Origin of the sequence: Pseudomonas sp. PDM22 (assembly GCF_014851965.1) — a bacterium.
Classification (GTDB): domain Bacteria; phylum Pseudomonadota; class Gammaproteobacteria; order Pseudomonadales; family Pseudomonadaceae; genus Pseudomonas.
Window position 1 is genome coordinate 61,846 of sequence record NZ_JACVAR010000001.1, and the last position, 26,059, is coordinate 87,904.

27 protein-coding genes, 1 tRNA gene and 1 pseudogene are annotated in these 26,059 nt (G+C 66.1%); 13 read left to right on the forward strand and 16 right to left on the reverse strand.

What is annotated here, in order from left to right; genetic code table 11:
* Nucleotides 1-2: 2 nt before the first annotated feature.
* Nucleotides 3-437, reverse strand: coding sequence for a hypothetical protein (locus IB255_RS00310; RefSeq protein WP_081519441.1), 435 nt, complete (start codon nucleotides 435-437; stop codon nucleotides 3-5).
* An 81-nt stretch (nucleotides 438-518) separates the two neighbouring features.
* Between IB255_RS00310 and IB255_RS00315 the strand changes: the two genes are divergently transcribed.
* Entirely contained in the window at nucleotides 519-959 is a 441-nt protein-coding gene (locus IB255_RS00315) for a universal stress protein (RefSeq protein ID WP_024766849.1), read from the forward strand.
* Nucleotides 960-1,002: 43 nt separating this feature from the next.
* Here the strand turns inward: IB255_RS00315 and IB255_RS00320 are convergent, their stop codons facing one another.
* On the reverse strand, nucleotides 1,003-1,689 hold the full coding sequence (locus IB255_RS00320; RefSeq protein WP_081519440.1) for a DUF6901 family protein: 687 nt from the start codon (nucleotides 1,687-1,689) through the stop codon (nucleotides 1,003-1,005).
* A gap of 62 nt (nucleotides 1,690-1,751) precedes the next feature.
* Nucleotides 1,752-3,665, reverse strand: coding sequence for an ATP-binding cassette domain-containing protein (locus tag IB255_RS00325; RefSeq protein ID WP_081519439.1), 1,914 nt, complete (start codon nucleotides 3,663-3,665; stop codon nucleotides 1,752-1,754).
* A 210-nt stretch (nucleotides 3,666-3,875) separates the two neighbouring features.
* Between IB255_RS00325 and IB255_RS00330 the strand changes: the two genes are divergently transcribed.
* A complete protein-coding gene (locus tag IB255_RS00330; RefSeq protein WP_151187752.1) occupies nucleotides 3,876-5,801 on the forward strand; it encodes a transglycosylase SLT domain-containing protein in 1,926 nt (641 codons plus the stop codon).
* A gap of 59 nt (nucleotides 5,802-5,860) precedes the next feature.
* Complete coding sequence (locus IB255_RS00335) at nucleotides 5,861-6,241, forward strand: lysozyme inhibitor LprI family protein (protein ID WP_151187753.1); 381 nt, start codon at nucleotides 5,861-5,863, stop codon at nucleotides 6,239-6,241.
* A gap of 45 nt (nucleotides 6,242-6,286) precedes the next feature.
* On the opposite strand, the gene IB255_RS00340 is transcribed toward IB255_RS00335, so the two are convergent.
* From IB255_RS00340 to IB255_RS00365, 7 genes and pseudogenes are all read right to left on the reverse strand, one after another.
* On the reverse strand, nucleotides 6,287-7,096 hold the full coding sequence (locus IB255_RS00340; protein WP_192209695.1) for an MOSC domain-containing protein: 810 nt from the start codon (nucleotides 7,094-7,096) through the stop codon (nucleotides 6,287-6,289).
* Between the two features lie 178 nt (nucleotides 7,097-7,274).
* Nucleotides 7,275-8,204 (reverse strand): chemotaxis protein CheV, encoded by a 930-nt coding sequence (locus IB255_RS00345; RefSeq protein WP_081519435.1) that lies wholly within the window; start codon nucleotides 8,202-8,204, stop codon nucleotides 7,275-7,277.
* Nucleotides 8,159-8,302: pseudogene (locus tag IB255_RS31145) on the reverse strand (hypothetical protein); the annotation flags it as partial. The pseudogene IB255_RS31145 and the gene IB255_RS00345, both read right to left, overlap by 46 nt.
* A gap of 15 nt (nucleotides 8,303-8,317) precedes the next feature.
* Nucleotides 8,318-9,238 (reverse strand): lipid kinase YegS, encoded by a 921-nt coding sequence (gene yegS / locus IB255_RS00350; protein ID WP_192209696.1) that lies wholly within the window; start codon nucleotides 9,236-9,238, stop codon nucleotides 8,318-8,320.
* A gap of 79 nt (nucleotides 9,239-9,317) precedes the next feature.
* Complete coding sequence (locus IB255_RS00355) at nucleotides 9,318-10,877, reverse strand: FGGY-family carbohydrate kinase (RefSeq protein WP_192209697.1); 1,560 nt, start codon at nucleotides 10,875-10,877, stop codon at nucleotides 9,318-9,320.
* A 26-nt stretch (nucleotides 10,878-10,903) separates the two neighbouring features.
* Entirely contained in the window at nucleotides 10,904-12,478 is a 1,575-nt protein-coding gene (locus tag IB255_RS00360) for a glycerol-3-phosphate dehydrogenase/oxidase (RefSeq protein ID WP_192209698.1), read from the reverse strand.
* 4 nt (nucleotides 12,479-12,482) lie between these two features.
* The gene (locus IB255_RS00365) at nucleotides 12,483-14,078 is read right to left on the reverse strand and encodes an FAD-binding oxidoreductase (RefSeq protein ID WP_192209699.1); all 1,596 of its coding nucleotides are present in this window, start codon (nucleotides 14,076-14,078) and stop codon (nucleotides 12,483-12,485) included.
* A gap of 159 nt (nucleotides 14,079-14,237) precedes the next feature.
* Between IB255_RS00365 and IB255_RS00370 the strand changes: the two genes are divergently transcribed.
* Nucleotides 14,238-15,266, forward strand: coding sequence for an AraC family transcriptional regulator (locus tag IB255_RS00370; RefSeq protein ID WP_081519430.1), 1,029 nt, complete (start codon nucleotides 14,238-14,240; stop codon nucleotides 15,264-15,266).
* Nucleotides 15,267-15,296: 30 nt separating this feature from the next.
* On the opposite strand, the gene glp is transcribed toward IB255_RS00370, so the two are convergent.
* Complete coding sequence (gene glp, locus IB255_RS00375) at nucleotides 15,297-16,511, reverse strand: gephyrin-like molybdotransferase Glp (protein WP_081519429.1); 1,215 nt, start codon at nucleotides 16,509-16,511, stop codon at nucleotides 15,297-15,299.
* Nucleotides 16,508-17,047 carry a molybdenum cofactor biosynthesis protein B gene (gene moaB / locus IB255_RS00380; protein ID WP_081519428.1) on the reverse strand — a complete coding sequence of 180 codons (540 nt, stop codon included), beginning with the start codon at nucleotides 17,045-17,047 and terminating at the stop codon, nucleotides 16,508-16,510. The genes glp and moaB overlap by 4 nt, the downstream gene beginning before the upstream one ends.
* 70 nt (nucleotides 17,048-17,117) lie before the next feature.
* Between moaB and mobA the strand changes: the two genes are divergently transcribed.
* From mobA to IB255_RS00395, 3 genes are all read left to right on the forward strand, one after another.
* On the forward strand, nucleotides 17,118-17,705 hold the full coding sequence (gene mobA, locus IB255_RS00385; protein WP_081519427.1) for a molybdenum cofactor guanylyltransferase MobA: 588 nt from the start codon (nucleotides 17,118-17,120) through the stop codon (nucleotides 17,703-17,705).
* A gap of 91 nt (nucleotides 17,706-17,796) precedes the next feature.
* Entirely contained in the window at nucleotides 17,797-18,018 is a 222-nt protein-coding gene (locus tag IB255_RS00390) for a YgdI/YgdR family lipoprotein (protein ID WP_081519426.1), read from the forward strand.
* A gap of 143 nt (nucleotides 18,019-18,161) precedes the next feature.
* Nucleotides 18,162-18,238 (forward strand) — tRNA-Pro (locus IB255_RS00395).
* A 113-nt stretch (nucleotides 18,239-18,351) separates the two neighbouring features.
* On the opposite strand, the gene IB255_RS00400 is transcribed toward IB255_RS00395, so the two are convergent.
* Genes IB255_RS00400 through IB255_RS00410 form a run of 3 tightly spaced genes read right to left on the reverse strand, consistent with a single transcriptional unit; the run spans nucleotide 18,352 to nucleotide 20,105 of the window.
* On the reverse strand, nucleotides 18,352-19,227 hold the full coding sequence (locus IB255_RS00400; protein WP_081519425.1) for an NAD(P)-dependent oxidoreductase: 876 nt from the start codon (nucleotides 19,225-19,227) through the stop codon (nucleotides 18,352-18,354).
* Nucleotides 19,228-19,279: 52 nt separating this feature from the next.
* Nucleotides 19,280-19,519, reverse strand: a complete 240-nt coding sequence (locus IB255_RS00405) for a glutaredoxin family protein (RefSeq protein WP_081519424.1) — start codon at nucleotides 19,517-19,519, stop codon at nucleotides 19,280-19,282.
* Nucleotides 19,520-19,547: 28 nt separating this feature from the next.
* Nucleotides 19,548-20,105: a TetR/AcrR family transcriptional regulator gene (locus IB255_RS00410; RefSeq protein WP_081519423.1), complete on the reverse strand. Its 558-nt coding sequence runs from the start codon at nucleotides 20,103-20,105 to the stop codon at nucleotides 19,548-19,550.
* 181 nt (nucleotides 20,106-20,286) lie between these two features.
* On the opposite strand from IB255_RS00410, the gene IB255_RS00415 reads away from it, so the two are divergent.
* From IB255_RS00415 to IB255_RS00425, 3 genes are all read left to right on the forward strand, one after another.
* Nucleotides 20,287-20,883 carry a glutathione S-transferase family protein gene (locus IB255_RS00415; RefSeq protein ID WP_081519422.1) on the forward strand — a complete coding sequence of 199 codons (597 nt, stop codon included), beginning with the start codon at nucleotides 20,287-20,289 and terminating at the stop codon, nucleotides 20,881-20,883.
* Nucleotides 20,884-20,954: 71 nt separating this feature from the next.
* A complete protein-coding gene (locus IB255_RS00420; RefSeq protein ID WP_081519421.1) occupies nucleotides 20,955-21,821 on the forward strand; it encodes an MBL fold metallo-hydrolase in 867 nt (288 codons plus the stop codon).
* Between the two features lie 177 nt (nucleotides 21,822-21,998).
* Nucleotides 21,999-23,270, forward strand: a complete 1,272-nt coding sequence (locus IB255_RS00425) for an OprD family porin (protein ID WP_081519420.1) — start codon at nucleotides 21,999-22,001, stop codon at nucleotides 23,268-23,270.
* Between the two features lie 65 nt (nucleotides 23,271-23,335).
* Here IB255_RS00425 and IB255_RS00430 read toward each other — a convergent pair whose 3' ends face one another.
* A complete protein-coding gene (locus IB255_RS00430; RefSeq protein ID WP_081519419.1) occupies nucleotides 23,336-24,544 on the reverse strand; it encodes an ammonium transporter in 1,209 nt (402 codons plus the stop codon).
* 404 nt (nucleotides 24,545-24,948) lie between these two features.
* Here IB255_RS00430 and IB255_RS00435 point away from each other — a divergent pair, with 404 nt between their 5' ends.
* Genes IB255_RS00435 through IB255_RS00445 form a run of 3 tightly spaced genes read left to right on the forward strand, consistent with a single transcriptional unit; the run spans nucleotide 24,949 to nucleotide 26,003 of the window.
* Nucleotides 24,949-25,266, forward strand: a complete 318-nt coding sequence (locus IB255_RS00435) for a DUF883 family protein (RefSeq protein ID WP_045211754.1) — start codon at nucleotides 24,949-24,951, stop codon at nucleotides 25,264-25,266.
* A 15-nt stretch (nucleotides 25,267-25,281) separates the two neighbouring features.
* Nucleotides 25,282-25,662: a phage holin family protein gene (locus IB255_RS00440; RefSeq protein WP_139791629.1), complete on the forward strand. Its 381-nt coding sequence runs from the start codon at nucleotides 25,282-25,284 to the stop codon at nucleotides 25,660-25,662.
* Entirely contained in the window at nucleotides 25,659-26,003 is a 345-nt protein-coding gene (locus tag IB255_RS00445) for a hypothetical protein (RefSeq protein WP_081519417.1), read from the forward strand. The genes IB255_RS00440 and IB255_RS00445 overlap by 4 nt, the downstream gene beginning before the upstream one ends.
* Nucleotides 26,004-26,059 lie beyond the last annotated feature (56 nt).

Genomic DNA, 26,059 nt, shown 5'->3' on the forward strand with positions numbered 1-26,059 from the left:
CCTCAGGCATGCTGTTTAAGGAAGCTGGCGACCCGCTCGAGGTCGCTGCTGTCGCCCCGCTCGCCCCAGTACAGCGCGAGGAACTGGGGTGTCGCCTCGACCTTGTAGACGTCCTTCGGCAGGCTGGCCAGCGCCTGGGCCAGCTCGGCAGGGGCGCTCGCCTCGCGCCAGCGATCCAGCCAGACGCCCGGCTCGCTCTGCCAGTAGCACCAGACATCGCGGTTCTTCCCGCGGGCGCGGTGGTACTGCGCGCACTGGCGCGGCGGCTGCCGTTCCAGCCAGTGGGGCCATTCCTGCTGCGCCATCTGCATGGCCAGGCCCAGGCGTCGCGCCTGCAGGCGCAGGTCCATCTGCCCGCGCTGGCCGCGCGAAGGGATCAGCCAGGTCAGCGGGCTGAGCACCAATGCAATGAGCAGGATTACCATCCACGTGGTCATATCGGTTATACCGGTCAAACAGGTCAAGCACGGCCATTGGGGCCATACTGATTAATAACGAGTCCCCCGGAGGAGACGCTCATGCCCTACCAACACATTCTGGTCGCCGTCGACCTTACCGAAGAATGCGATCCGGTGATGAAGCGGGCGGTCGCACTGGCCAAGGCCAACGATGCCCGGCTCTCGGCGGTGCATGTGGTCGAGCCCATGGCCATGGCCTTCGGCGGCGACGTGCCGATGGACCTGTCGATGCTGCAACAGCAGCAATTCGACCAGGCCAAGGAACGCCTGCACCAGTTCACCCTCACCTACGCCGAAATCACCAGCTCCCAGTGCCACCTGGTCTACGGCCAGCCGCGCCAGGAAATCCACCGCCTTGCCGATGAGCAGGACTGCGACCTGATCGTCGTCGGTAGCCACGGCCGCCACGGCCTCGCCCTGCTGCTGGGCTCCACCGCCAACGACGTGCTGCACGGTGCGCCCTGCGATGTCCTCGCCGTGCGCCTGCAGAAAACCAGCTGAGCCAACCTGGGTAGACGGCGGGCCCTGCGGGGCCCGCTGCGTTTCAGGCCCCGAGCATGTCCCCGCTCATCAGCAGCGGCCGCACCTTCTGCAGTTGCGCCTCCAGCGAATAGCTCATGCTCGACGCCATGGAGAAGAAACTGAGGAAAGCCTTCAGGTTCGAGTCGCCGTCGCAGGTCTCGTGAATCCGCTGCCAGAACGCCTGGTTCACCAACTGCAACTGCTGGAACTGCTTCACCAGCCCCTTCAATTCCCAATCCGCATGCCGCCCTTCACGGAAATTGAAGTACTGGCGCATCAGGTACAGCGACACCGCGCGCAGGATGAACTCCTGGTTGCTGGCGAACGGCAGGTGCTGTTGCGCCATCGGCTTGAGCTTGCCCAGCAGCGGGCAGGCACTGGTGGCCATGATCACCCCGAGCAGCGCGCGCAGGCCCTCTTCCAGCCCCGCGTGCTTGATGTACTCGCGCTCCGGCGTGCGTACCTGCACCGAGACCTTCTTGAAGGCCGGCAAACCACGAAAATCCTCGATCACCCGGTGCAGGTCCACCGCCGCCGGGCAGTGGCTGTACTGCGCCGGGTTCAGCGGGCAGTTGCTGCAACGGTTGTTCTCCAGACGCGTCCAGCGCGGGGTCTGGGCGGCTATCTGGGCGTCGTACTGGCGCTCCAGCTCGATGCGGTAACTGAACTCGTGCTCATCATCCAGGGTGATGCGGTACTCGATTGCCATTCGGCCATCCCTAACAGTCTTTGATCAGCGATACGCACAGGCACATCACCGGACCGAACGGATCACTCTTCCAGTTCGGCCCAGCGCTCGATCAGTTGGTCCAGCTCCCCTTGCAGCGACCCCAGGCGATCCAGAACAGCCTGCGCCTCGGTGGGCGGACGCTGGTAGAAATTCGGCGCTGCGGTTTCTGCTTGCAGCGCAGCCATTTCTGCCTCCAGAGCGTCGATCTGCCCGGGAATGGCCTCCAGCTCGCGCTGCAGCTTGTAGCTCAGCTTCTTCTTCGGCGCCGCCGCTTCCACCGCAGCAGGTGCCGCCACAGGCACTTCGGCGACTGGTGCGGCAGCGGGCTTGTCGCCCTTCTCCTCACCCACGCCGAGCAACTTGGGCGAGCCGCCCTGGCGCAGCCAGTCCTGGTAGCCACCGACGAATTCGCGCACGCGCCCTTCGCCTTCGAACACCAGAGTGCTGGTCACCACGTTGTCGAGGAAGGCCCGGTCGTGGCTGACCATCAATACGGTGCCGTCGAAGGTCAGCAGCACTTCTTCCAGCAGTTCCAGGGTTTCCACGTCCAGGTCGTTGGTCGGTTCGTCCAGCACCAGGAGGTTGGCCGGCTTGCTGAACAACTTCGCCAGCAACAGGCGTGCCCGCTCGCCGCCGGAGAGCGCTTTCACCGGGGTACGGGCGCGCTGCGGGGAGAACAGGAAGTCGCCCAGGTAGCTGAGGACGTGGCGATTCTGCCCATTGATCGTGATGAATTCGCGACCTTCGGAAATGTTGTCGATGACGGTCTTTTCCGGCTCCAGCTGGTGACGCAGCTGGTCGAAATAAGCCACTTCCAGTCGGGTGCCTTCCTTGACGCTGCCCGAAGTCGGCTGCAGGTCGCCCAGCAGCAGCTTGAGCAGCGTGGTCTTGCCGGTGCCGTTGGCGCCCAGCAGGCCGATACGGTCGCCGCGCTGCAGCACCAGGGAGAAATCACGGATCAGCGCCGGGCCGCCCGGATGGGCAAAGCCGGCCTTCTCGACGACGATCACCTGCTTGCCGGACTTCTCGGCCGTCTCCATCTGGAAGCTGGCCTTGCCCTGGCGCTCGCGGCGTTCGGCGCGTTCGTTGCGCATCGCCTTCAGCGCGCGCACGCGGCCTTCGTTACGGGTGCGGCGGGCCTTGATGCCCTGGCGAATCCACACTTCCTCCTGGGCCAGGCGCTTGTCGAACAGCGCGTTGGCCGCCTCTTCCGCCGCCAGTTCCTGCTCTTTATGGACGAGGAAGCTGGCGTAGTCGCCGTTCCAGTCGATCAGGTGGCCGCGGTCCAGCTCGAGGATGCGGGTCGCCACGGCCTGCAGGAAGGAGCGGTCGTGGGTGATGAACAGCACGGCGCCGGGGAAGTCCGCCAGGGCGTTTTCCAGCCAGGCGATGGCGCCGATGTCCAGGTGGTTGGTCGGCTCGTCCAGCAGCAGCAGGTCGGGCTCGGCCACCAGCGCCTGGGCCAGCAGCACGCGGCGGCGCCAGCCACCGGAGAGCTCGGCGAGGGTCTTGTCGGCCGGCAGCTGCAGGCGGCTCAGGGTGGTGTCCACCAGTTGCCCCAGGCGCCAGCCATCGCGGGCTTCGAGGTCCTGCTGGACGCGCGCCAGCTTGTTCAGGTCCTCTTCGCTTTCGATGTGCATGCTCAGGTGGTGGTACTGCGCCAGCAGCTCACCGACTTCGGCCAGGCCTTCGGCGACCACGTCGTAGACGGTGCGATCGTCGGCCCGCGGCAGCTCCTGCGGCAGCTCGCCGATCTTCAGCGAGGGGGCGCGCCAGATGTCGCCGTCATCGGGCTTCTGCTCGCCCTTGACCAGCTTGAGCATGCTCGACTTGCCGGTGCCGTTGCGGCCGATGATGCAGACCCGCTCACCGCGAGCGATCTGCCAGGACACCTTATCCAGCAGCGGAGTGGTGCCGAAGGCGAGGGACACGTCGGTTAACTTGAGCAGGGTCATGAGGGCATCTTCCGTAAAACAGGGCGCGCAGTTTAAGGGAAAGCGCGGAAAAGTCAGAGGGGTGCGGACAAAGTGCCGGGGCGAGACATTCGTCCGCCTTTGAGCCAGGCAGCCCTGGTGGCGCTTTCACCCCCCGCGCGCAACAGGCTAAGCTACCCGGCAGCGGGCGCGCGCCATCCAGCGCCCACCGATCATCTTCCCGGAAGAGCCATGCGCGGTCGCCTTTTCTCACTGTTTTCCTGCCTGATCCTCAGCCTGTCCGCTTCGACAGCCAACGCAGCGTCCCTGCCCCAGCAGCGCCAGATGTACGACGAGGCGCAGAAGGCCCTGGCACGCGGCGACAGCGGCCCGTACTTCAGCTACCAATCGGCACTGGCCGATTATCCGCTGCAGCCGTACCTGGCCTACGACGAGCTGACCAACCGCCTGAAAAGCGCCAGCAACGCCGAGATCGAGCGCTTCATCGAGCAGCACGGCGACCTGCCGCAGATCAACTGGCTGAAGCTGCGCTGGATGCGCCAGCTCGCGGATCGCGGCGACTGGAACACCTTCGTCCGTTATTACGACCCGAAGATGAACTTCACCGAGCTGGACTGCCTCTATGGCCAGTACCAGCTGGGCCACGGCAACAAGGCCGACGGCTACGCCACCGCCGAGAAGCTCTGGCTGGTCGGCAAGCCGCAGCCCGATGCCTGCGACACGACCTTCGCCCTGTGGCAGGCCGACGGCCAGCTCACCGAGGAAAAGGTCTGGAAGCGCCTGAAGCTGGCCGCCGAGAAAGGCAACTACAGCCTCGCCACGGTGCTCTCCAAGCGCCTGCCGACCCTCGGCAGCCAGGGCGCGCTGATGGTCAATGTGGCGCAGAACCCTGCGCAGCTGAGCCAGACCACCCGCTTCGGCGCCCGCGACCACGCCACCGCCGACGTCGTCGGCCTGGGCCTGCGCCGCCTGGCCAAGCAGGATCCGGAAAAGGCCATCAGCCTGCTCGACTACTACAGCTCGGTGCTGCCCTTCTCCAGCGACGAGAAAGTCTCCATCGCCCGCGAGATCGGCCTGAGCCTGGCGCGCCGCTATGACCCGCGCGCGCTGCCGATGATGGTCAAGTACGACCCGCAACTGCGCGACGACACCGTCACCGAATGGCGCCTGCGTCTGCTGCTGCGCCTGGGCCGCTGGGAAGAAGCCTACGAACTGACCCGCGCCCTGCCGCCGTCGCTGGCCGAGACCAACCGCTGGAAATACTGGCAGGCTCGCTCGCTGCAACTGGCGCAGCCGCAGAACAAGCAGGCCATCAGCCTGTACCAGCCGGTTGCCGGCGAGCGTGATTTCTACGGTTTCCTCGCCGCCGACCGGATCAACGCCCCCTACCAGTTGAACAATCGACCTGTTTCGCCCGATGCCGGGACTATGCAGCGCGTGCGCAACGCACCGAGCACCCGCCGCGCCCTGGAGTTCTACGCCCGTGGCGAGATCATCAACGCCCGCCGCGAGTGGTACCACGCTGCCCGCCACCTGAGCCACGACGAGCTGCTGGCCCAGGCGAAGATCGCCTACGACATGCAGTGGTACTTCCCGGCGATCCGCGCGATCAGCCAGGCGAAGTACTGGGACGACCTCGATATCCGCTTCCCCATGGCCTACCGCAACACCCTGGTGCGCGAGGCGCGCAATCGCGGCCTGCACTCCAGCTGGGTGTTCGCCATCACCCGCCAGGAAAGCGCCTTCATGTCCGATGCGCGCTCCGGCGTCGGTGCCACCGGGCTGATGCAACTGATGCCGGCCACCGCCAAGGAAACCTCGCGCAAGTTCGGCATCCCGCTGGCTTCGCAGCAGCAACTGATCGTGCCGGACGTGAACATCCAGCTCGGCGCCGCCTACCTGAGCCAGGTGCACGGCCAGTTCAACGGCAACCGTGTGCTCGCCACCGCCGCCTACAACGCCGGCCCCGGCCGTGTGCGCCAGTGGCTGAAGGATGCGCGTCACCTGGCCTTCGACGTCTGGGTCGAGACCATTCCGTTCGACGAGACCCGCTCCTACGTGCAGAACGTGCTGTCCTACGCGGTGATCTACGGGCAGAAGCTCAACGCGCCGCAACCCATCGTCGACTGGCACGAACGCTTCTTCGACGAGCTCTGATCCCTCCCCCGCCCGGCACCGCCGGGCGGTCTTCATCCCCTCAAGGAAAAGGAAATTCCATGCGCCAGTCGCTCCTCTCCCTCACCGTCCTGGCCGCCGGCCTGCTCAGTGCCGATCTGGCCCTCGCCGCCTGCGAGAAACCGCGCAACGCCTTCGACAGCGTGTACTGCCTGAGCACCGAATACGCCCAGGTGGACCGCGAGCTGAACAATGAATTCGGCACCCTGCGCAAGATGCTCAACGACGGCCAGAAGGCCGCACTGAAGAAGAGCCAGATCGCCTGGATCAAGGACCGCGACGCCCAGTGCAGCTACGAGCGCGACGGCGGCTATTTCGTCAACCTGCAGTGTGCCGTGGACAAGACCAACGAGCGCCTGGTCGTGCTGCGCGAGCGTGAGCGCGAGTGCCAGAGCACCGGTTGCGTCGACAGCAAGCTGTAAATCCCGCGTCAACCGGCGCGCCCGTCCGGGCGCGCCGCCTCAGCGTCATTCCAGCACTTCCACCGGCATGCCCAGTTTCAGCTCGCCACGGTTCTCCGCCAGCAGATTCTGGCCGAACAGAGCCTCGCCATTGACGTTGCGATAGCCCAGCAGGGTCGCCAGCGGCTCGCGGGCGGCATCGCGCTCGCCGGTGTGCGGGTCGATGGTGGTAAGGATGCAGCGCGAGCAGGGCTTGGCCACCTTGAAGGTGACGTCGCCGATGCGGATGCGTTTCCAGCCGTCTTCGGCGAAGGGTTCGGCGCCGGTGACCACCAGGTTCGGGCGGAATCGCAGCATCTCCAGCGGGCGACCGACCTTGGCCGACAGATCATCCAGCGAACCCTGGCCGATCAGCAGCAGCGGGAAGCCATCGGCGAAATGCACGTGCTCACCGGGTTCGGCGTAGGCGGTATCCACCTGGCGCGCGCGCTGCTCGGGCATCTGCACCAGGCGCACGTCGCGGCCGAGGAAGCTGCTCAGCCACTGTGCCGCCTCATCGCCGGCGTCCGGCACTTGCAGCATGTCGCGCCAGATCAGCACGCCGCGCAGGTTGGCGTCGCTTTCAGGCACTGACACGAAGATATCTTGCGCTCCCGGCGCACGCAGGCGCAGACCATGGAAGTCATCCTGCCAGCGCGCCTCGATGCGCCCCATCTGCGGCAGCAGGCGCTGGGTCAGGAAGCGGCCATTGGACGCCTCCACCACCATCCAGCGTCGATCCCCTTCCAGGCCCAGGGAGTCCAGGCGGACGGACTCCAGGGGCTCGTAGGCGGTGGACTTGACCGGGTAGCGGTAGAGCTCGCTCAGGCTGTACATCGGAAGCTTCCTTTCATGCAGACGGAAGCGACCTTATACGGCGTGGGACGGGCGTCTAGCAATGGGGGCGCATTTGTCGCGGGCATGGCCCAATCCTACGAAAGCGACGCGGGGCTCACCCTGCGGGAGCGGGCCATGCCCGCGAACCGTCGGCAAGGCCGACGGTCAGGCATTGCGATCAGGCAGGGACTTTCTGCAGCCGACGACGCACCACTTCCACCAACTGGTCCGGCTGGAATTTGGAGAGGAAGTCGTCGCAGCCGACCTTCTTCACCATGGCATCGTTGAAGCTGCCCGACAGCGAGGTGTGCAGCACCACGTAGAGGTCACGCAGGCGCGGGTCGTTGCGGATCTCGGTGGTCAGCCGGTAGCCATCCATCTCCGGCATCTCGGCGTCGGTGAAGACCATCAGCAGCTTGTCTTCCATGTCGTGGCCTTCGTCGGCCCAGCGCTTGAGCTGCTGCAGCGCACGCAGGCCGTCAGTGGCCACATGCAGGCGCAGGCCGAGCTGGCCGAGCGTGTCGCGCAGCTGGGAAATGGCGACGCTGGAGTCATCCACCACCAGCACTTCGCGACCACGGGTCTGGCTGAGCAGCTTGTCGTCCAAGCGGTCACTGGAGACGCGGGTGTTCATCGGCACGATCTCGGCCAGCACCTTTTCCACGTCGATGATCTCCACCAGGCGGTCTTCCACCTTGGTGATCGCCGTCAGGTAATGCTGGCGGCCGGCGCCACCGGGCGGCGGCTGGATCGACTCCCAGTTGAGGTTGAGGATGCGCTCCACCCCGCCCACCAGGAAGGCCTGCACCGAGCGGTTGTACTCGGTGACGATGATGGTGCTGCTGGCATCCGGAGTCAGCGCGCGCATGCCGATGGCGCGCGACAGGTCGATCACCGGCAGAGTCTGGCCGCGCAGGTTGATCACCCCGCAGATCATCGGGTGGCGCTGCGGGATCAGGGTCAGGCGCGGCAGCTGCAGCACCTCCTGCACCTTGAACACGTTGATCGCGAACTGCTGCCGCCCGGCCAGGCGGAAGACCAGGATTTCCAGGCGGTTCTCGCCTACCAGTTGGGTGCGTTGATCGACAGTGTCGAGAATACCGGCCATACCTGCTCCAGATTCGGAATGAGTCGTGCGGGAACGCTATCGGCCGCATCTTGCGGAACAAGATACTGGCCGTGCGCCATCATGCACGACTTGCCCGGTCCGGGCCAGACCGATCAGCCCTTCGGCGTGCAGAGCCGCCCAGTGGCCGAGAGCAGCGGCGAATCCGCCGGCAGGTGCATCGAGAGCGCCGCCGGGCGCACCTCGAAGCGCAGCTTGCGGCCCTCCAGCGGCTCGCCATCGAGGTTGACGTCCAGCCCCTCGCGAGCCTCCACCTCGACCCAGGGCACCCGCGCGCGGATAAACACATCCTGGGTGCCGAAACCGCTGCCGAGCAGGGCGCCGAGCGTGCCGACCATGTCCTGCGGGGTCGGCAGGATGCTCACATCCAGCAGCCCGTCGTCCGCTGTCGCCTGCGGGCAGAGCACGTGCCCGCCACCTGCCTGGCGACCGTTGCCGATGCCCAGAGCAAGGAACTCGCCTTCCCAACTGAAGTCCGGCCCGGTGAATCGCCCCTGCGCCGCGTGCACCTCGGAGAAACGCGTCAGCCCGGTGAGCAGATAGGCCGCGCCGCCGAGCAGCTTCTTCAGGTCTTCCGGGGTGTTGGCCGTGACTTTCGAGCCGAAGCCACCGGTCGCCATGTTGAGGAACATCTGCCCATCCACTTCGCCCAGGTCGATGGGCCGTGCCGGCACGTCCAGCAGCGCCAGCGCGGCGGCCGGCTCCAGCGGCACGCCGGCGGCGCGGGCGAAATCATTGGCGGTACCCAGCGGCAGGATTGCCAGGCTGGCCTTGCCGCCGGCCTGGGCCAGCGCCTCGGCGACATCGCGCACGGTGCCGTCGCCGCCGCCGGCGATCAGCGTCGTGTAGCCCGCCGCCAGCCCCTCCTCCACCAGCCGCCGGGCGTCGCCGCCCTCCCAGGTCACCCTGACATCCAGCGCCCGACCCGCCTCGCGCGTGGCCAGCACGGCGGCGCGCACCTCGTCGTTGGCGGCTTGCTTGCCATGCAGGATCAGCAGGGCCTTGGGTTGCGTCATGGCGGGTTTCCTCCCGGTGAGTCCATCGGATATGGACTCAGACTAGCGCGAGGGGAATTCCTCCCACTTGATTTGCCGCTCAGGCCGGATAGCCGGTGATCTCCCGGATGCTCTGGTACAGCGGCTTGAGCTGCTTGTACATGCGCTGGTAGACCTCGCTGTACAGCCGCTCGTAGGTGCGCTGCGCCTCGGGGCTCGGGTGGAAGACCTCGCCGACGCGGGTCATGGCGGCGATGGCGCTGGTGAAGTCCGGATAGAGCCCCAGCCCCACCGCGCAATCGATGGCCGCGCCCAGGCCGGATGCCTCGTAGACGTGCGGGCGCTCTGCCGGCAGGCCGAAGATGTCGGCGGTGAGCTGCATCGCTGCGTCACTCTGCGAACCGCCCCCGGCCACGCGCAGGCGCTGGATGCGGGTGCCGGAGCGTTTCTCGATGCGCTCCTTGCCCTGGCGCAGCGCATACGCCAGGCCTTCGAGGATGGCGCGATAGATGTGCGCGCGGGTGTGCACATCGCCAAAACCGATGATCGAGCCCTTGGCCTCCAGCCCCGGCTCGCGGATGCCCGGCGTCCAGTAGGGTTGCAGCATCAGGCCCATGGAGCCGGCGGGCACGCTGTTGACCAGTTCGTCGAACAGCTTCTCCGGCTCGACGCCCAGTTCCTGCGCACGCTGCATCTCGCGCAGGCCGAACTCGCGCTTGAACCAGCTGACCATCCAGAAGCCGCGGTAGATCATCACCTCGGTGTTGAAGTGATCGGGAATCGCCGCCGGGTACGGCGGGATCAGCGGAATGGTCTCCAGGTAGCGCGAGCGGGTGGTGTTGATGGTCGCGGTGGTGCCGTAGGACAGGCAGGCCACAGTCGGATCGATGGCGCCCGCGCCGAGCACCTCGCAGGCCTTGTCGGCGCCGGCGGCGATCAGCGGCAGGCCTTCGGGAATCCCGGTCAAGCGGCTGGCCTCGGCAGTGATCTCACCGAGCTTCTCGCCCGGCTTGAACAGCTCCGGAAGCTGCTCGCGGCGCACGTCCAGCACCTGCCATTTCCAGTCGCGCGGCGCGGCCCATTGCAGTTTCTTGTAGTCGAACGGCAGGTAGGCAACGCTGCAGGCCACCGAGTCCACGTAGCGCCCGCACAGGCGCTGGGTGAGGAAGCCGGAGAGCAGCAGCACCTTGTGCGTGCGCTGGTGGATGTCCGGCTGCTGCTGGGCGACCCAGTTCACTTCGGCCTGGGTGCGGAAGTAATCCACTGCGCCCTGCGCGCCCACCAGCTTGAACAGCCAGCCCCAGGGCCCCTTGATCGACCCTTCCAGTTCGGCGCGGCGCTGGTCCAGCCAGATGATCGCCGGGCGCAGGGCCTGGCCGGCCCGGTCGACGTGGATCACCGTGCCGCGCTGGGTCGTCAGCGAGACGCCACAGATGCGGCTGCGGTCAATGTCCACGCTGGCCCACAGCCGCTTGCAGGCTTCGCCCAACTGTTCCCAGTAGTAGTCCGGGTGCTGTTCGGCCCAGCCGGGCTGCGAGGAAAAATAGGCTTCCAGCTCGACCTTGCCCTTGCCCACCAGGTTGCCCTGGAGATCGAAGAGTAGCGCGCGCACGCTCTGGGTGCCGTTGTCGATGGCCAGCAGGTAGTTCTTGTTATCCATGGGGCTCTTGGTCAATGAGACGTCGGTCAGATTGGAAGGCTGTAGCAGCGACGCCACAGCGCCAGATAGTCCTGTTCTTCACGTTTCCAGCGCGGGTCGTCCCAGCCCAGGCGTGGCTGGCACAGCGCGCGAATTCTCGGCAGCTCGTGGGCGCCGCCGTCGGCCAGCAGCAGGCCAACGCGGGTACGGCGCAGCAGCAGGTCGTCCAGGTGCAGCACCAACTCGCCTTCCGCCGCCCAGGCCAGTTCGGCCCAGAGTGAATCGGTATGGCCGATGCACTCGCTGCCCACGGTTTTCAGTACCCGCGCCAGCTCCGGCAATGCGCGGCCATGACGACCGCGCAGACGGGTCTGTTGCGGCGGAGTCAGCCCGGGCAGATCCACTGCGTCGACAGGTTCGAAGACCTGTTCTCCCGCCGCCTCCAGCGAGCGCTCCAGCATCGGTGCGCAGGCGGCGAGCACCTCCAGCGCCAGCAGGCGGAAGGTCGTGAGCTTGCCGCCGGCCAGGGTTACGCAGCCGGGCTCGACCCACAGCGCATGTTCGCGCTTTTCATCCGAGGGCTTGAGCGACGGTGCGCCATCGCTGACCACCGGGCGCACGCCGGCCCAGGTGGAGCGCACGTCTGCCGCGCTGATCTGTGCCGACGGAAACTGCTGCGCACAGGCCGCCAGCAGGTAATCCACTTCCTCGCGGCTGATGGCTGTGTCGTCGTCCAGTGTGTCGCGGTGATCGAGGTCGGTGGTGCCGACCACGGTCGCGCCTTCCCAGGGGAAGACGAACACCGGGCGTTTGTCCTGCCCGTGCATGAAGCTGAAGGCGTGGGCAACCGGCAGGCGCCAGGCCGGCAGCAACAGGTGACTGCCGCGCAGCGGGCGGATGTGCTCGCTACTGTGTTTCTGCCGCAAGGCATCGGCCCAGGCGCCGGTGGCCAGGGCAACGGCGCGCGCACGGAAAGTGAAGCGTTCGCCACTCTCGCTGTCCTCGGCGACCAACCCCTGCACTCGACCGTCGCGGCGATCCAGCTCGATCACTTTCAGGCCGTTCAGCGCTTCGCCGCCTTCAGCGCGAGCCTCTCCGAGCACGCGCATCACCAGGCGTGCGTCGTCGGTGACTGCGTCCTGGAAGCGCGTGCCGCCGAGCAGGCGATCTTCCCTCAAGCCCGGCGCTAGGTAACGCAGCTCTTCCAGGCGATAGAACAGATGATTGCGCCGCCCCGCCAACGCGTCGTAAAGCGACAGCAGCGTGCCGAACACGCGCGGGCCGGGGAAGCCGCCCTGGTAGTGCGGCATGATGAAGCTCAGCGGATCGACCAGCCCCGGCGCCTCGCCCAGCAGACGCTGGCGCTCGCGCACTGAGTCGCGGGTCAGGCCGAACTGGCCCTTGGCGATGTAGCGCAGGCCGCCATGGACCATCTTCGATGAGCGACTGGAGGTGCCCCAGGCGAAGTCGCGCTGCTCGACCAGCAGGCAGCGCCAGCCGCGCCGCGCGGCTTCACGGAGGATGCCGGCACCGGTGATGCCGCCGCCGACCACGATCAGGTCCCAGTCGCGCTCCGCCAGCTCCGGCAGCGCCTTGGCGCGCCACGTCGCATTCCAGCCCATGGGCTCAGTCCTGCAGCAGAGTGCCGGGGTTCAACCGGCCGGACGGGTCGAAATGCCCGGCCAGCGCCTTGATCGCGGCCATGCCCAGCGGGCCCTTCTCCACCGGCAGATAGGGAGCGTGGTCCTTGCCCACGCCGTGCTGGTGGCTGATGGTGCCGCGATTGTTGGCGATGGTCTGGCTGGCGGCGTGCTTGAGCTTGCGCCAGCGCTCGTGGGTTTCCGCGTAGCTGGCCGCCGGGCGGAACACGTAGGTGGTGTAGATGCTCGAGCCTTCGCCGTAGACGTGGGACAGGTGAGTGAACACGTGCACACGCTCGCCCTCGGCAGCCAGGCCATCGCGCAGGCTGGCTTCGATGCGGTTCAACAGGCTGTCGACGTTGGACCAGTCGGTGGCGGTTTCCAGGGTGTCGACCGCGTAGCCGTTCTCCCATAGCGCCTCGCGCAGGTAGGGGAAGCGGAAGCGGTTCTGCGCCCATTTCTTGCCCAGCAGGGTGCCGGTGAACACGCCGCCGAAGCCCTTGAGAATGCGCCGCGCGGCCCGCAGCGAAGTCGCGTTCTGGGCACGGTCGCCGGTGACGCCAAAGGTCAGCATGCACTTGCCCTCGGCCGCACCGCGCAGCTTCAGGTAGCGCTCCAGCCAGGCGATCTGCCCCGGATGACCGGCCAGCGCGAGCTGGGTGGTGGTTTCCACGGCGTTGGACAGACGCAGCATGGACAGCGGTACACGCGCCTGCACCAGGGTACGGATGCCTTCCAGCGCCTGCTCCCACGACGGCAGGAACACCGCGTAGAAGCGCTCGTCCTCGGCGATGCGCGTGACCCGCACCTTCACCGACGACAGAATGCCGAAGCGGCCTTCGGAGCCCATCACCACTTCGCGCAGGTCGGGGCCGGCGGAGGATGCCGGGAAGGTCGGGATGTCCAGGCTGCCGGCGAAGGTTTCCAGGGTGCCGCCGGCGAACAGTTGCTCGATGCGCCCGTAGCGCAGCGATTGCTGACCGCTGGAGCGGCTGGCGACCCAGCCACCGAGGGTGGAGAGCTCCCAGGACTGCGGGAAGTGGCCCAGGGTATAGCCACGGGCGCGCAGCTGGCTTTCCACCTGCGGGCCGTTGGCGCCGGGGCCGAAGGTGGCGATCAGGCTCTGCTCGTCCAGCTCCTGCAGGCGGTTCATGTGCTCCAGGGAAACGGTGAGCACCGCCTTGTCGGAGGTTGGCGGGTTGATGTGGCCGGCCACCGAGGTGCCGCCACCGTAGGGGATCACCAGGCAGTCCCAGAGCTCGGCGAACTTCAGCAGTTCGCGGATCTGCTCGGCGGTCTGCGGGTAGGCCACGCCATCGGGGAACACGCCGAACTCGCCTTCGCGCATCGCCAGCCAGTCCGGCAGGCTCTGGCCACGGGCGTGCAGCAGGCGGTCGCGGGCCTCGCGCACCACCAGCGGATGCTCGGGCAGGCGCGAGGCCGGCACCTTGGCCAGCACCTGCTCCAGCGTCGCGTCCGGCAGCGTCAGGCCGGGGCCAACCAGTTCGGCGAGAAAATCACGCCCGTTGCCGGGCAATTCCACCACCGTCGTTTCTTCACCCCAGCCGTTCCAGCGTCGCATGCCCGCTCCTTCTTGTTCAGGGTCTGAACCCGCTAATTCGATTGCTATTTCGGTGCCGCTTGATGGCTGCCTATACTAGCCAGCCGCCCTGCCCTGTCACTGTCGGATCAAGACAGGCGCAGTTGCCGATCGAGACACCGAAGAACAAGAACTCACGCCATGCATTCCCTCGGCTATACATCCGTCCCCGCACTGCTGAAATACCTGCGCCACGCCGAGTCTCTCGGCATGGACCTGGACATCGCCCTCCAGGCGGCGGGCCTGGAACGCTCGCAACTGAGCGACAACAGCCAGCGCCTGCCCAGCGAGGCCCACGAGCGCCTGCTGCAGCACCTGTGCGCGCACTCGGGCGATCCATTGTTCGGCCTGCATTCCGCACGCTTCGTGCAACCGGGCTCGTGGAGCGTGCTGGGCTACATCACCATGAACTGCGCCAACCTGGGCGAGGCCATGGGCCGCATCATTCCCTACGAGAAGCTGGTCGGCGACATGGGCGTCAGCCGCCTGGAGCCAGGCGAAGGCCACATCAAGCTGATCTGGAACTGCCGCCACGAGGCCGCGCAGATCCGCCGGCACATGGTGGAAAACGTACTGGCTTCCTGGCTGCTTTATGCGCGCTGGATCGCCGACACCAACGGCTCGCCGCAGGAAGTCTGGTTCGAACACGCGCAGCCCGAGGGCGCCGACGTCGCCGAATACGAGCAGCTGTTCGGCTGCCCGGTGCGCTTCGAACAACCCTTCAGCGCCCTGCTGGTGCCCCTGCAGTTGCTCAGCTACCCGCTGCGCCAGGCCGACGCCAACCTGCTGCGCACCCTGGAAGAGCACGCCCTGGCGCTGATGGCCGAACTGGACGACGACGAGCCGCTGCCGCTGCGGGTGAAGAACGCCCTGCGCCTGCTGCTCAAGGACGGCCTGCCGCGCAAGGAGCGCGTCGCCGAGCGCTTCGAGATGACCGTGCGCACCCTGCAGCGCCACCTGCAGCAGGCCGGCACCAGCTACCAGCAGATCCTCGATGAACTGCGCCAGGAACTGGCCGAGCATTACCTGGTGCACAGCGACCTGCCGATCCAGGACATCGCCCAGTACCTGGGCTTCACCGAGTCGCGCTCGTTCCACCGCAGCTTCAAGGGCTGGACCGACCAGACGCCCGGCGAGTATCGCCAGCAGCATAAAAAAACGCCGGTCTGAGACCGGCGTTTTTCATTGCGTTCCTGGCGCTCAGTCCAGCAGTTCGCTGAACGGAATGAAGGTCAGCCAATCGCCTTCGGCCAGCGTCGCCCCCTCCCGCACTTCCGCCAGCCCCTCGGCCCAGGCGGCGCTGCGCAGCACACCGGAGCTCTGGTTGGCGTAAGGCACCGCACGGCCATTCTCCAGGCGCGCGCGCAGGTACTCGCGGCGGTTGCCCGGCTTGGTCCAGTTGAACCCAGCCGGCACCTGCAGGCGCAGCGGCTCGACCTTCTGCATGCCGAGGCGACGCATCAGGTACGGCCGCGCCAGCAGCGCGAAGGTCACCAGGGTGGAGGCAGGATTGCCCGGCAGGCCGATCACCGGCACCTGCTGGTAATGGCCGACGGTCAGCGGCTTGCCCGGCTTGATCGCCAGCTTCCACAGCGCCAGCTCGCCGGCTTCACGCAGGGCCGCACCGAGGAAGTCCGCCTCGCCGACGGAGACGCCGCCGGTGGAAAGGATCAGGTCCACGTCGGACAGGCCGGACAGGGCCGCACGGGTGCGCTCCAGGTCGTCCGGGAGGATACCGGCGTCCACCACCTCACAACCGAAGCGCTGCAGCCAGGTGCGCAGCAGATGGCGGTTGCTGTTGTAGATCTGCCCCAGCGCCAGCGGCTTGCCCGGCTCCACCAGCTCATCGCCGGTCGACAGCAGCGCCACGCGCGGACGACGACGCACAGTCAGCTCGGCCTGGCCGAGCGATGCGGCCAGGCCGATCTCGATCGGGCCCAGGCGCGTGCCGGCCGGCAGCACACAGTCGCCCTTGCGGGTTTCCTGGCCTTGCGGGCGTACGTGCTGACCTACCTTGAGCGCTTCGAGGAAACGCACGCGGCCGTCTTCCAGCACCTCGACGTTTTCCTGCATCTCGACGCAATCGGCGCCGTCAGGCACCGGTGCGCCGGTAAAGATGCGCACGCAGGTGCCCGTCAGCAGCGGCTCGCCCGCCTGCCCGGCGAAGATCTTCTGGCTGACCGACAGCGGCTCGCCCTGCCAGTCGGCCTGGCGCAGTGCATAGCCGTCCATGGCGCTGTTCGGCCACGGCGGCAGGTCCAGCCCGGCGAGCAGCGGCCCAGCGAGCACGCGGCCGTCCGCTTCGCTCAGCGGCAGGGCTTCGGTATCGAGGATCGGCGACTGTTCCGCCAGGCTCAGCAGGCGCGCCAAGGCGTCCTCGACCGGGAGCAGTCCCGGCTTGTCGCAGCAGCTCATCCGCGGCTCTCGCAGGGCGCCGCCTTCTTCAGGTGCGGCACGAAGTTGCACGGGCGGTGGCTGGCGTCCAGTTGCTCGCCGAGGATGCCGTCCCAGGCGGTGCGGCAGGCGTTGGTGGAGCCCGGCAGGCAGCAGACCAGCGTGCCATTGGACAGGCCGGCCAGCGCGCGGGACTGCACGGTGGAGGTGCCGATATCGGCCACGGAAATCTGCCGGAACAGCTCGCCGAAACCGTCCACCACCTTGTCCAGCAGGCAGGTCACGGCCTCCGGGGTGCTGTCGCGGCCGGTGAAGCCGGTGCCGCCGGTCACCAGCACGACCTGCACTTCGTCCTCGGCGATCCAGGTCGCGACCTGGGCGCGGATGCGGTAGAGGTCATCCTTGAGCAGGACGCGGGCGGCCAGGTTATGGCCGGCAGCCTTCAGGCGGTCGACGAACAGCTGGCCGGAGGTGTCGGTTTCCAGGGTGCGGGTGTCGCTGACGGTGAGGACGGCGATGTTCAGCGGGACGAATGGCTGCTCGGCCTTGTGGCTCATGATGAGGGCCCTTGCTTGTGAGGTTGGAATGCGCGGTGTTATATCACAGGCCCGCCCCGGAGACCCTGACATGCCACAAGCCCCGCTGCCCCTCTGTTCCGTCCTGATTCTCGCCGGAGGACGCGGCCAGCGCATGGGCGGCCAGGACAAGGGCCTGCTGGAGTGGCAGGGCCGCCCGCTGGTGAGCTACGCCGCCGCCCTCGCCCGCCCTTTCAGCGACGACCTGATCATCTCCTGCAACCGCAACGCGGACGTCTACGCCGGCTTCGCCGACCGTCTGGTACAGGACGACAGTGCGGACTTCCCCGGCCCGCTCGCCGGCATCCGCGCGGGCCTGGTCAGCGCGCACCATACCCACCTGTTGGTACTGCCCTGCGATGCGCCACTGCTGGACGCCGACCTGCTTGAGCGCCTGCTGCGCGCATCGGCCGCAGCGCCGGACGTCGTGCACATGCTGCGCTGCGGCACGCAGTGGGAACCGCTGTTCAGCATCATCCCGGTGGCGCTGCGCGCCCAGATAGAGGAAGCCTGGAACCAGGGCGACCGCAGCCCGCGCCATGTTTTCTCGAACCTCGGCCTGCAGGCGGTGGATTGCCCGGCCGACGACCCGCGACTGGCCAATCTGAACACCCCGGAGCTGCTCTATCGCGCCCGATAGCGACAGAGTCGAAAATTTTCCGGGAACTATGCTGCAAGGCACCCGGTCAGACTTTTCGTACTTTTTTGTTCGCTCATCAGGAGATTCACCCATGAACAAACGGATGCTTCCCGCCTTCCTGCTCGCCCTGGGCTTTAGCGTGCTCGCTGGTTGCTCCACTCCGTCCGTCATCACCCTGAACGATGGACGCGAGATTCAGTCGGTCGACAAACCCAAGTACGACGAAGAATCCGGCTTCTATGAGTTCGAACAGCTGGATGGCAAAACCGCCCGCGTGAACAAGGATCAGGTACGGACCGTCAAGGACCTCTGATTCGCCCGGCGGTGAAAACGCCCCGTAGGCCCTGAGCGGTCTGCGGGGCGTTGGCGTTTTCACGGGGGCGAAAAGATTTTTCAAATATTTTTCGCTAACCCCTTGTGCATCAAAAGTTTTTCGGTAGAATGCGCGCCATCAAACGGAGCGTAGCGCAGCTTGGTAGCGCGTCTCGTTCGGGACGAGAAGGTCGCTGGTTCGAATCCAGTCGCTCCGACCAAATCCCGAAAAACCCGCCTAACGGCGGGTTTTTTATTGCCTGCGATTTTTCCCCAGAAGTAGTCACAGGCACAAAAAAGCCCGTCCACCAGGACGGGCTTTTTCATGGGCGAATCAGAGCTGACCGGACTTGCGCAGCGCGACCTGCGACAGGGCGCTCCAGTCCCGCTCGCCATCACCGTGTGCGATGGCTTCGAGCAGATTGTCACGCAGAAGGCTGGCGAGTGGCAGCGGCACGCGCTGCTCATGCCCGGCCGACAGCGCCAGGCCAACATCCTTGAGCCCCAGCACCAGGCGGAAGCCGGCCGGATCGAAACGCTGCTCGGCGATCTGCGCGCCGTAGTTGCGGTAGACCGGCGCGTTGAACAGCGTGTTGCCCATGATTTCCATGAACTCGCCCGGCGCGACGCCGTAGGTCTTCACCAGCGCCGCACTCTCCCCCATCGCCTCGATGGCGCTGGCGATCATGAAGTTGCCGGCGATCTTCACCGCGACCGCGCGCAGCGGGTCGTCGCCCAGCGGCCAGGTCTTCTGCCCCAGCACGTCGAGCACCGGCTGCGCCTTGGCGATGGCAGCCTCGGGGCCGGCCACCAGGATGTTTAGCTTGCCGGCGGCGGCGACATCCGTGCGCCCGAATACCGGCGCGGCGACGAACTCAACGCCCTGCTCGCGGTGCAGCTCGATCAGCTCACCGACGAAGGCGGTGGACAGCGTGGCCATGCTCAAGTGCACCAGGCCGGCCCTGGCCGATGCCAGGGCACCGCTGTCGAGCAGCACGGCGCGGGTGGAGGCATCGTCGGCCAGCATGGAGATCACCAGCTCGACATCGAACGCCTGCACAGGGGTGGCAGCGGCGATCGCGCCCAGTTCCACCAGCGGCTCGGCGGCGCCGGGCGAGCGGTTCCACACGACGACATGGTGGCCGGCCTGGATGAGGTTGGCAGCCATGGCAGCACCCATGCCGCCCAGTCCGAGAAATCCGATCTTCATTGCAATGCGCCTCGCATCGGTTGATTGAGGAGAGGGAAAGCCGCCGAAATCTTCAGCAGCCGAGGAAAGCGGCGACCTGTGCGGCGTCGAAGGGCCAGTTGAGCTCTGCGCCGGAATCGCAGCGACGCAGCACGGGAATGCTCAGGCCGTATTGCTCGACCCATTCCTCGCGGTCGGCGATATCCACCAGTTCGACCAGCAGGCCGTGTTCGACGAAGGGCATCAGCACCGCCTCGGCCACTTCGCAGAGATGGCAGCCAAGGGTGCCGAAGAGCTGGCATTCCGGGGGCATGGTGGGCTCCTGGGTTGGCGACATGGGTTCAGACTCCGGCATGTTTGAGCAGCGTGTCGGCCACGGCGCGGGCTTCTCGCCCCTGCTGCGCCGGGCCCTGCATGTGCGCCATCACCAGTACGCCTTCGAGCAGGTACTGCAGCTGACGCGCCAGGGCTTCCGGCTCCGGCGCCCCCAGGTGCAACAGCTGGGCCGCGAAGAAGCGGCCAAGGAAGGCCTTGTGCTCGGCGGCCTGCTGGTGGATGGGGTGTTCGCGGTCGTGGAATTCGCCGGCGGCATGGATGAAGGCACAGCCGCAGAAGTCCGAGCCGTTGAGCACTTCCTGCAGGCCGTCGAAGACCGCCAGGATCGCCTCGCGTGGCGCGAGGATGCGTTCGGCGACTTCCATACGTTCGACCATGCGGGCGTGGCGCTCTTCCAGCGCCGCCATGATCAGCTCGTCCTTGGACTTGAAGTGCTTGTACAGCGTCATCTTCGCGACGCCCGACTCGGCGAGGATGCGGTCGATACCGGTGGCGTGATAGCCCTCGCGGTAGAACAGATCCTGGGCGGTGGCGAGCAGCAGCTCGCGTTTGCTGGATGCCATGGCATTACCTCCTGACCGGACATTATGCGCGAGGCTCGGCGCCCGTGGGGAGCGAGAGCGGCAGCGCCAGGTCGATTAGCGGACGGTCATTTCGCTTGAACTATACAGACCTGTCTGTCTAATATCTATTCCACCACTCCACCGCAGCCGTCCCACAACAACATCGCAAAGGACTCCCGCCATGAAACTCCATGACGTCGCGCTTTCCGGTAACTGCTACAAGGTTCGCCTGTTCCTCGGTCTTATTGGCCAGAAGGCCGAGCTGCTGCCGGTGGACCTGATGGCCGGCGCGCACAAGCGCCCGGCCTTCCTGGCGATCAACCCGCGCGGCCAGGTGCCGGCGCTGGAGGATGGCGAACTGCGCCTGGGCGATTCCCACGCCATCCTCGCCTACCTCGCCCGGCAGTACGCCGAGCCGCACTGGTACCCGCAGGACGCCTTCACCCAGGGGCGCATTGCCAACTGGCTGAGCTTCTCGGCCAACGAGGTGCAGCACGGCCTGGCGATGGCGCGGGTGATCCAGCTGTTCAAGCGCCCCGGCGACCTGGCCGCCGCGCAGGCCAAGGGCCGCCACGCACTGGAGTTGCTGGACGCTACTTTGGCCGACCACCGCTGGCTGGCGCAGACGGACAAGCCGAGCATCGCCGACATTGCCGTCTACCCCTACGTCACCCTGGCGACGGAAGGTGGTCTGGAGCCATCCGGCTATCCCTATGTGCAGGACTGGCTGGCCCGCGTGCGCGCCCTGCCCGGTTACGTCGCGCAACCCGCCTTCTGATTTTCTTCTGACTGGCCACGCCGCCGCTTGCACGGCGGCGCGCCCCTCCGCTCACCGAAAAGGAAACTCCGATGCGTCTGCCATCCCTGCTGCTGGCCGGACTGTTCGCCCTCTCTTGCCTGAGCGTCCAGGCCGCCGACCTGCGCTTCTCGTTGATCCGCACCTCCGGCGTCACCACCCTGGATGCGTTCACCGTGGCCGGCGGCAACTGGACCGAGAAAGTCCCGATGAACCACACCGCTGTGCTGATCCAGCACCACGCGGCCACCTTGTTGTTCGACACCGGCCTGGGCAGCCAGGCGGACGCACAGTTCAAGCAGGACATGCCCTGGTGGGACAAGCCTCTGTTCCAGTACGAAGGTCTGAAACCGGCACACGAGCAATTGCAGGGCAGTGGTATTTCCATCGATCGGATCATCCTGTCCCATGCGCACTGGGACCACGCCTCGGCGCTGTCGGACTTCCCGGAAGTCCCGGTCTGGGCGACCTATGACGAGATCAACTACGCCCATATCGCCCAACCGCCGGCAGTGTTCCCCAGCCAGTTCCGCCATCCGGTGAAATGGGTGCCCTTCCAGTTCGATTCCGGCCCCTTCCTGAGCTACGACCGCAGCCTCGACCTGTTCGGCGACGGCAGCCTGGTCCTGGTGCCCATGAGCGGCCATACGCCGGGCGCGGTGGGGCTGTTCATCACCCTCGACGACGGCCGGCGCTACTTCTTCAGCGGCGACACCACCTGGCGCCTGTCCGGCTTCACCGGCCCCCGCGAGAAGTTCTGGGTCAGCCGCAAACTGGTGGACAGCAACCGCGACCAGACGCTGGCCGAAGTGGCCCGCGTCCACGAACTGATGCTTGCCTATCCAAAGCTCACCGTTGTCCCCGCCCACGATGCCCAGGTGCAGGACAAACTCGGCTACTACCCCCACTGGATTCAGTGAAAGCCACGCCCGCCGCCGCCCAGCGCTTCAATAGCCAGCTTACTAATCAGCGACTAAGGTCTAAGAGTCGTCAACATTCGGTAATGATTTAGTAGATAGGCTGTAACAGATTGACATGCCGACCCTGATCCAGTCGGCATCATCAAACTGCCCCAAGCGCTCGAGGAGACAATAACAATGAGCAAGACCCCGATCGCCCGTGCCGTGGCTTTGGCCGCGCTGGGTACCAGCTTTATCCTTCCGACACTCGCCCACGCTGACTTCATCAAGGACAGCAAGGCCACCGTCGAACTGCGTAACTTCTACTTCAACCGCGACTTCCGCCAGGACAGCCCGGCCCCTGCCCAGAACAAGGCCGAGGAATGGGCCCAGGGTTTCATCCTCAAATATGAGTCGGGTTACACCGACGGCACCATCGGTGTCGGCGTCGACGCCCTGGGCACCCTGGGCCTGAAACTCGATTCGTCACCTGACCGCAGCGGCACCGGACTGCTGCAGCGCTCCTCCAGCGACAAGCGCGCCGAGGACAGCTACGGCGACCTGGGCGTTACCGCCAAGCTGCGTGCGTCCAAGACGACCCTGAAGGGCGGCACCCTGATGCCGAAGATGCCGGTGGTGCAGTTCAACGACACCCGCCTGCTGCCGCAGACCTTCAGCGGCTTCGCCCTGAACTCCGCTGAGCTTGACGGCCTGACCGTCGACGGCGGTCGCCTGTACCAGGTCAACCAGCGCGATTCCTCGGACTACGAGGACATGACCATCACCGGCGGCGGCAAGCGCAACATCAAGCTCGGCGATAGCCTCACCTCCAACAAGTTCCTGTTTGGCGGCCTCACCTACAAGTGGACCGACAGCCTGAGCACCAGCTACCACTACGGCGGCCTGGAAGACATCTACAAACAGCACTACCTGGGCCTGATCCATGTGCTGCCGATCGCCGACAAGCAATCGCTGAAGTCCGACATCCGCTGGGCCAAGTCCGATGACGATGGCGGCAGCAACGTCGACAACAAGGCGCTCAACGCCATGTTCACCTATGCCCTGGGCTACCACGCCTTCGGCCTCGGCTACCAGAAGATGAGCGGCGACACCGGCTTCGCCTACATCAACGGCACCGACCCCTACCTGGTGAACTACATCCAGATCGGCGACTTCGCCAACAAGGACGAGAAGTCCTGGCAGGCGCGCTACGACTACAACTTCGCCGGCCTCGGCATCCCCGGCCTGACCTTCATGACCCGCTACGTGAAAGGCGACAACATCGACCTGATCACCACCGACGGCGAAGGCAAGGAATGGGAACGCGACACCGACATCGCCTACGTCTTCCAGGACGGCCCGCTGAAGAACCTCGGCGTGAAGTGGCGCAACGCGACCATGCGCACCAACTACACCAACGATTACGACGAGAACCGTCTGATCGTCAGCTACACCATGCCGCTCTGGTAACCCTCGCGGCGTGACGAAAAAGCCCGGCATCTGCCGGGCTTTTTCTTTGCCTCACCATGGAGCAATCAGTCCTGGCTGAGCGCTCCGATCTTATGGATCGACAGGTCGGCGCCGTAGTACTCCTCTTCCTTCGTCAGGCGGATGCCCACAGCCGCCTTCACCAGGCCGTACACCAGCAGGCCTCCGGCGAAAGCCACCGCCACACCGAGCAGCGTGCCGATCGCCTGGCTGGCCAGGCTGACCCCACCCAATCCGCCCAGCGCCTGCTGACCAAAGATGCCGCAGGCAATGCCGCCCCAGGCGCCGCACAGGCCGTGCAGCGGCCAGACGCCCAACACGTCGTCGATCTTCCAGCGTACCTGGGTCGCGGTGAACGCCCAGACGAACAGCGCGCCGGCCAGCATGCCGGTGGCCAGGGCGCCGATGGGGTGCATCAGGTCGGAACCAGCGCAGACCGCCACCAGTCCGGCCAGAGGGCCGTTGTGCAGGAAGCCCGGGTCATTGCGACCGACCAGCAGCGACGCCACGGTGCCGCCGACCATCGCCAGCAAAGAGTTCACTGCCACCAATCCACTCGCGCCCGCCAGCGACTGCGCACTCATGACGTTGAAGCCGAACCAGCCGACAATGAGAATCCACGAACCCGCCGCCAGGAACGGAATGTTCGACGGCGCGAAAGCGACCAATCGCCCCTCGCGGTACCGGCCATTACGCTGCCCCAGCAGAACCACCGCCGCCAGCGCCAGCCAGCCGCCGAAGGCATGCACCACGACGGAGCCGGCGAAATCATGGAAGGCAGCGCCGAATTCGGCCTTCAGCCAGGCCTGGAAGCCGAAATTGCCGTTCCAGATCAAGCCCTCGAAGAACGGATAGACGAAGGCCACGATCAGCGCCGTAGCGCACAACTGCGGGCCGAACCGGGCACGTTCGGCGATGCCGCCGGAAATGATCGCGGGGATCGCCGCGGCGAAGGTCAGCAGGAAGAAGAACTTCACCAGCGCGTAGCCGTTTTCGTGCGCCAGCGTCGCCGCCGGCTGCAGAAAAGTGACGCCATAGGCGATCCAGTAGCCGATGAAGAAATAGGCCAGGGTCGAGATGGCGAAGTCCGAGAGGATCTTCGACAGGGCATTCACCTGGTTCTTCAGGCGCACCGTGCCCACTTCCAGGAAGGCAAAACCCGCGTGCATGGCCAGCACCATGACCGCGCCCATCAGGAGGAACAGCGTGTTGGAACCGTGGACCAGCGTCTCTACGGCACTATTGAGGTTTTCCATCGCTACAGGCAGCCCCGGAGGTCAAGGGGAAAGCACCAAAACGGCTCGCGGCGACCCTGCGTCGCACCACACTGAAGCAGCGGCGCACCACAGAGGAGCCGAGCGCTGAACCAGCATGGCTCACAAGCCATCCGACCAGCTTCGCAATTTCTTGTACTTCCTTATGTTTTTCAGTGGTTTGAGCTCATATTCCCGGCCGTTTCAGACACCAGGAACGCCCCGCCATGGGGCGCTCGGCTCTCCATGCGCACCAGAGAAATGCAAGCGGCATACCACCGGAGCAGCATTCAGCGGCTAGGCTTCAACTCGCACGCGAGAGCGGCCCCATGATGAATTTATGAGAAACTTTCCAGCGACCCTGGGGCTCGAAAACTAGGAACCTCAACCCGCACAAGGAGCATCACATGCCTCGCAAGACCGCAGTGAACGCCGCCAAGGATGAACTCCTGGCCGAATTCCAGGCCCTCGTCAGCGACACCGAGAAACTCCTGCAGAGCTCGGCCGACCTGGCTGGCGCCGAAGCCGACCAGATGCGCGCGCAGATCCATGAGAGCCTCAAGCGCGCCCGCGATGCCATCTACTCCACCAAGGACTCCGTGCGCGACCAGGGCAAAGCCGCCGTGGACGCCACCGAAGACTATGTCGGTGATCACCCGTGGCAGGCCGTAGGTATCGCCGCCGGTGTCGGCTTCCTCCTCGGCCTGCTGGTCAGCCGGCGCTGATCGATGAGCGATGGAATGGACGCCGGGCCGAAGTCCTCGGCCAACTCCCCTTCCCCGCGGCGCTTCGGCGCCGCGGTCCTCGGCCTGCTGCACGGGCACGTCGAACTGCTCGGCATCGAGCTGCAGGAGCAGAAGACCCGCACCGTGCAGATGCTGCTGATGGCCGGCCTGGCGCTGGTTTTCGCTCTGCTCCTGCTGGTCGCCCTGTCGGTGCTGGTGCTGATCCTGTTCTGGGACAGCTACCGTTTGCAGGCCGCCATCGGACTGTGCCTCTTCTATGTCGGCGGCAGCCTGTTCTGCGCCTGGCGTCTGCATATGCTGGTCAACGACGAAAGCTCGCCGTTCAGCGCCACCCTCGAAGAACTGGCCCGTGACCGGGAGCGACTGTTGCCATGAGCGAAATGCCCGACGCCCGCCACCTGACCCGCGCCGAACTGCGCAAGGCGATCGTCCGCCTGCGCCTGGAAATGCAGCGCCAGCAGATCCGCCAGGAAGGCGAACTGCTGCTGCAACCCCTGAAACAGGCACGCAATCTCGGCCAGAACCTGCGCAGCGGCCTGGGCGGCGGCACGCCGCTGTGGGGCGCTGGCGGCGCCGCAGCCCTTGCCCTGCTGTTCGGCCGCAAACGCCGCTGGGTGCGGCTGCTGCGCGTAGGGATCGCCCTGCTGCCGATCCTCCTGCAGATGCGCAGCAAGCCCGAGCCCAAGGACCCGCCCGCCCCCTCGACGCACCTCTGACGTCTAGACTGGCCACATTCTTGCTAAGTGACAGTGAGCTGCGCGCGAGCGCTTCC

Bases quoted from the DNA above. Each gene is read 5' to 3' on its own strand.
- IB255_RS00310 (WP_081519441.1), bottom strand. From the start codon at position 437: ATGACCACGTGGATGGTAATCCTGCTCATTGCATTGGTGCTCAGCCCG.
- IB255_RS00315 (WP_024766849.1), top strand. From the start codon at position 519: ATGCCCTACCAACACATTCTGGTCGCCGTCGACCTTACCGAAGAATGC.
- IB255_RS00320 (WP_081519440.1), bottom strand. From the start codon at position 1,689: ATGGCAATCGAGTACCGCATCACCCTGGATGATGAGCACGAGTTCAGT.
- IB255_RS00325 (WP_081519439.1), bottom strand. From the start codon at position 3,665: ATGACCCTGCTCAAGTTAACCGACGTGTCCCTCGCCTTCGGCACCACT.
- IB255_RS00330 (WP_151187752.1), top strand. From the start codon at position 3,876: ATGCGCGGTCGCCTTTTCTCACTGTTTTCCTGCCTGATCCTCAGCCTG.
- IB255_RS00335 (WP_151187753.1), top strand. From the start codon at position 5,861: ATGCGCCAGTCGCTCCTCTCCCTCACCGTCCTGGCCGCCGGCCTGCTC.
- IB255_RS00340 (WP_192209695.1), bottom strand. From the start codon at position 7,096: ATGTACAGCCTGAGCGAGCTCTACCGCTACCCGGTCAAGTCCACCGCC.
- IB255_RS00345 (WP_081519435.1), bottom strand. From the start codon at position 8,204: ATGGCCGGTATTCTCGACACTGTCGATCAACGCACCCAACTGGTAGGC.
- yegS (WP_192209696.1), bottom strand. From the start codon at position 9,238: ATGACGCAACCCAAGGCCCTGCTGATCCTGCATGGCAAGCAAGCCGCC.
- IB255_RS00355 (WP_192209697.1), bottom strand. From the start codon at position 10,877: ATGGATAACAAGAACTACCTGCTGGCCATCGACAACGGCACCCAGAGC.
- IB255_RS00360 (WP_192209698.1), bottom strand. From the start codon at position 12,478: ATGGGCTGGAATGCGACGTGGCGCGCCAAGGCGCTGCCGGAGCTGGCG.
- IB255_RS00365 (WP_192209699.1), bottom strand. From the start codon at position 14,078: ATGCGACGCTGGAACGGCTGGGGTGAAGAAACGACGGTGGTGGAATTG.
- IB255_RS00370 (WP_081519430.1), top strand. From the start codon at position 14,238: ATGCATTCCCTCGGCTATACATCCGTCCCCGCACTGCTGAAATACCTG.
- glp (WP_081519429.1), bottom strand. From the start codon at position 16,511: ATGAGCTGCTGCGACAAGCCGGGACTGCTCCCGGTCGAGGACGCCTTG.
- moaB (WP_081519428.1), bottom strand. From the start codon at position 17,047: ATGAGCCACAAGGCCGAGCAGCCATTCGTCCCGCTGAACATCGCCGTC.
- mobA (WP_081519427.1), top strand. From the start codon at position 17,118: ATGCCACAAGCCCCGCTGCCCCTCTGTTCCGTCCTGATTCTCGCCGGA.
- IB255_RS00390 (WP_081519426.1), top strand. From the start codon at position 17,797: ATGAACAAACGGATGCTTCCCGCCTTCCTGCTCGCCCTGGGCTTTAGC.
- IB255_RS00400 (WP_081519425.1), bottom strand. From the start codon at position 19,227: ATGAAGATCGGATTTCTCGGACTGGGCGGCATGGGTGCTGCCATGGCT.
- IB255_RS00405 (WP_081519424.1), bottom strand. From the start codon at position 19,519: ATGCCCCCGGAATGCCAGCTCTTCGGCACCCTTGGCTGCCATCTCTGC.
- IB255_RS00410 (WP_081519423.1), bottom strand. From the start codon at position 20,105: ATGGCATCCAGCAAACGCGAGCTGCTGCTCGCCACCGCCCAGGATCTG.
- IB255_RS00415 (WP_081519422.1), top strand. From the start codon at position 20,287: ATGAAACTCCATGACGTCGCGCTTTCCGGTAACTGCTACAAGGTTCGC.
- IB255_RS00420 (WP_081519421.1), top strand. From the start codon at position 20,955: ATGCGTCTGCCATCCCTGCTGCTGGCCGGACTGTTCGCCCTCTCTTGC.
- IB255_RS00425 (WP_081519420.1), top strand. From the start codon at position 21,999: ATGAGCAAGACCCCGATCGCCCGTGCCGTGGCTTTGGCCGCGCTGGGT.
- IB255_RS00430 (WP_081519419.1), bottom strand. From the start codon at position 24,544: ATGGAAAACCTCAATAGTGCCGTAGAGACGCTGGTCCACGGTTCCAAC.
- IB255_RS00435 (WP_045211754.1), top strand. From the start codon at position 24,949: ATGCCTCGCAAGACCGCAGTGAACGCCGCCAAGGATGAACTCCTGGCC.
- IB255_RS00440 (WP_139791629.1), top strand. From the start codon at position 25,282: ATGGACGCCGGGCCGAAGTCCTCGGCCAACTCCCCTTCCCCGCGGCGC.
- IB255_RS00445 (WP_081519417.1), top strand. From the start codon at position 25,659: ATGAGCGAAATGCCCGACGCCCGCCACCTGACCCGCGCCGAACTGCGC.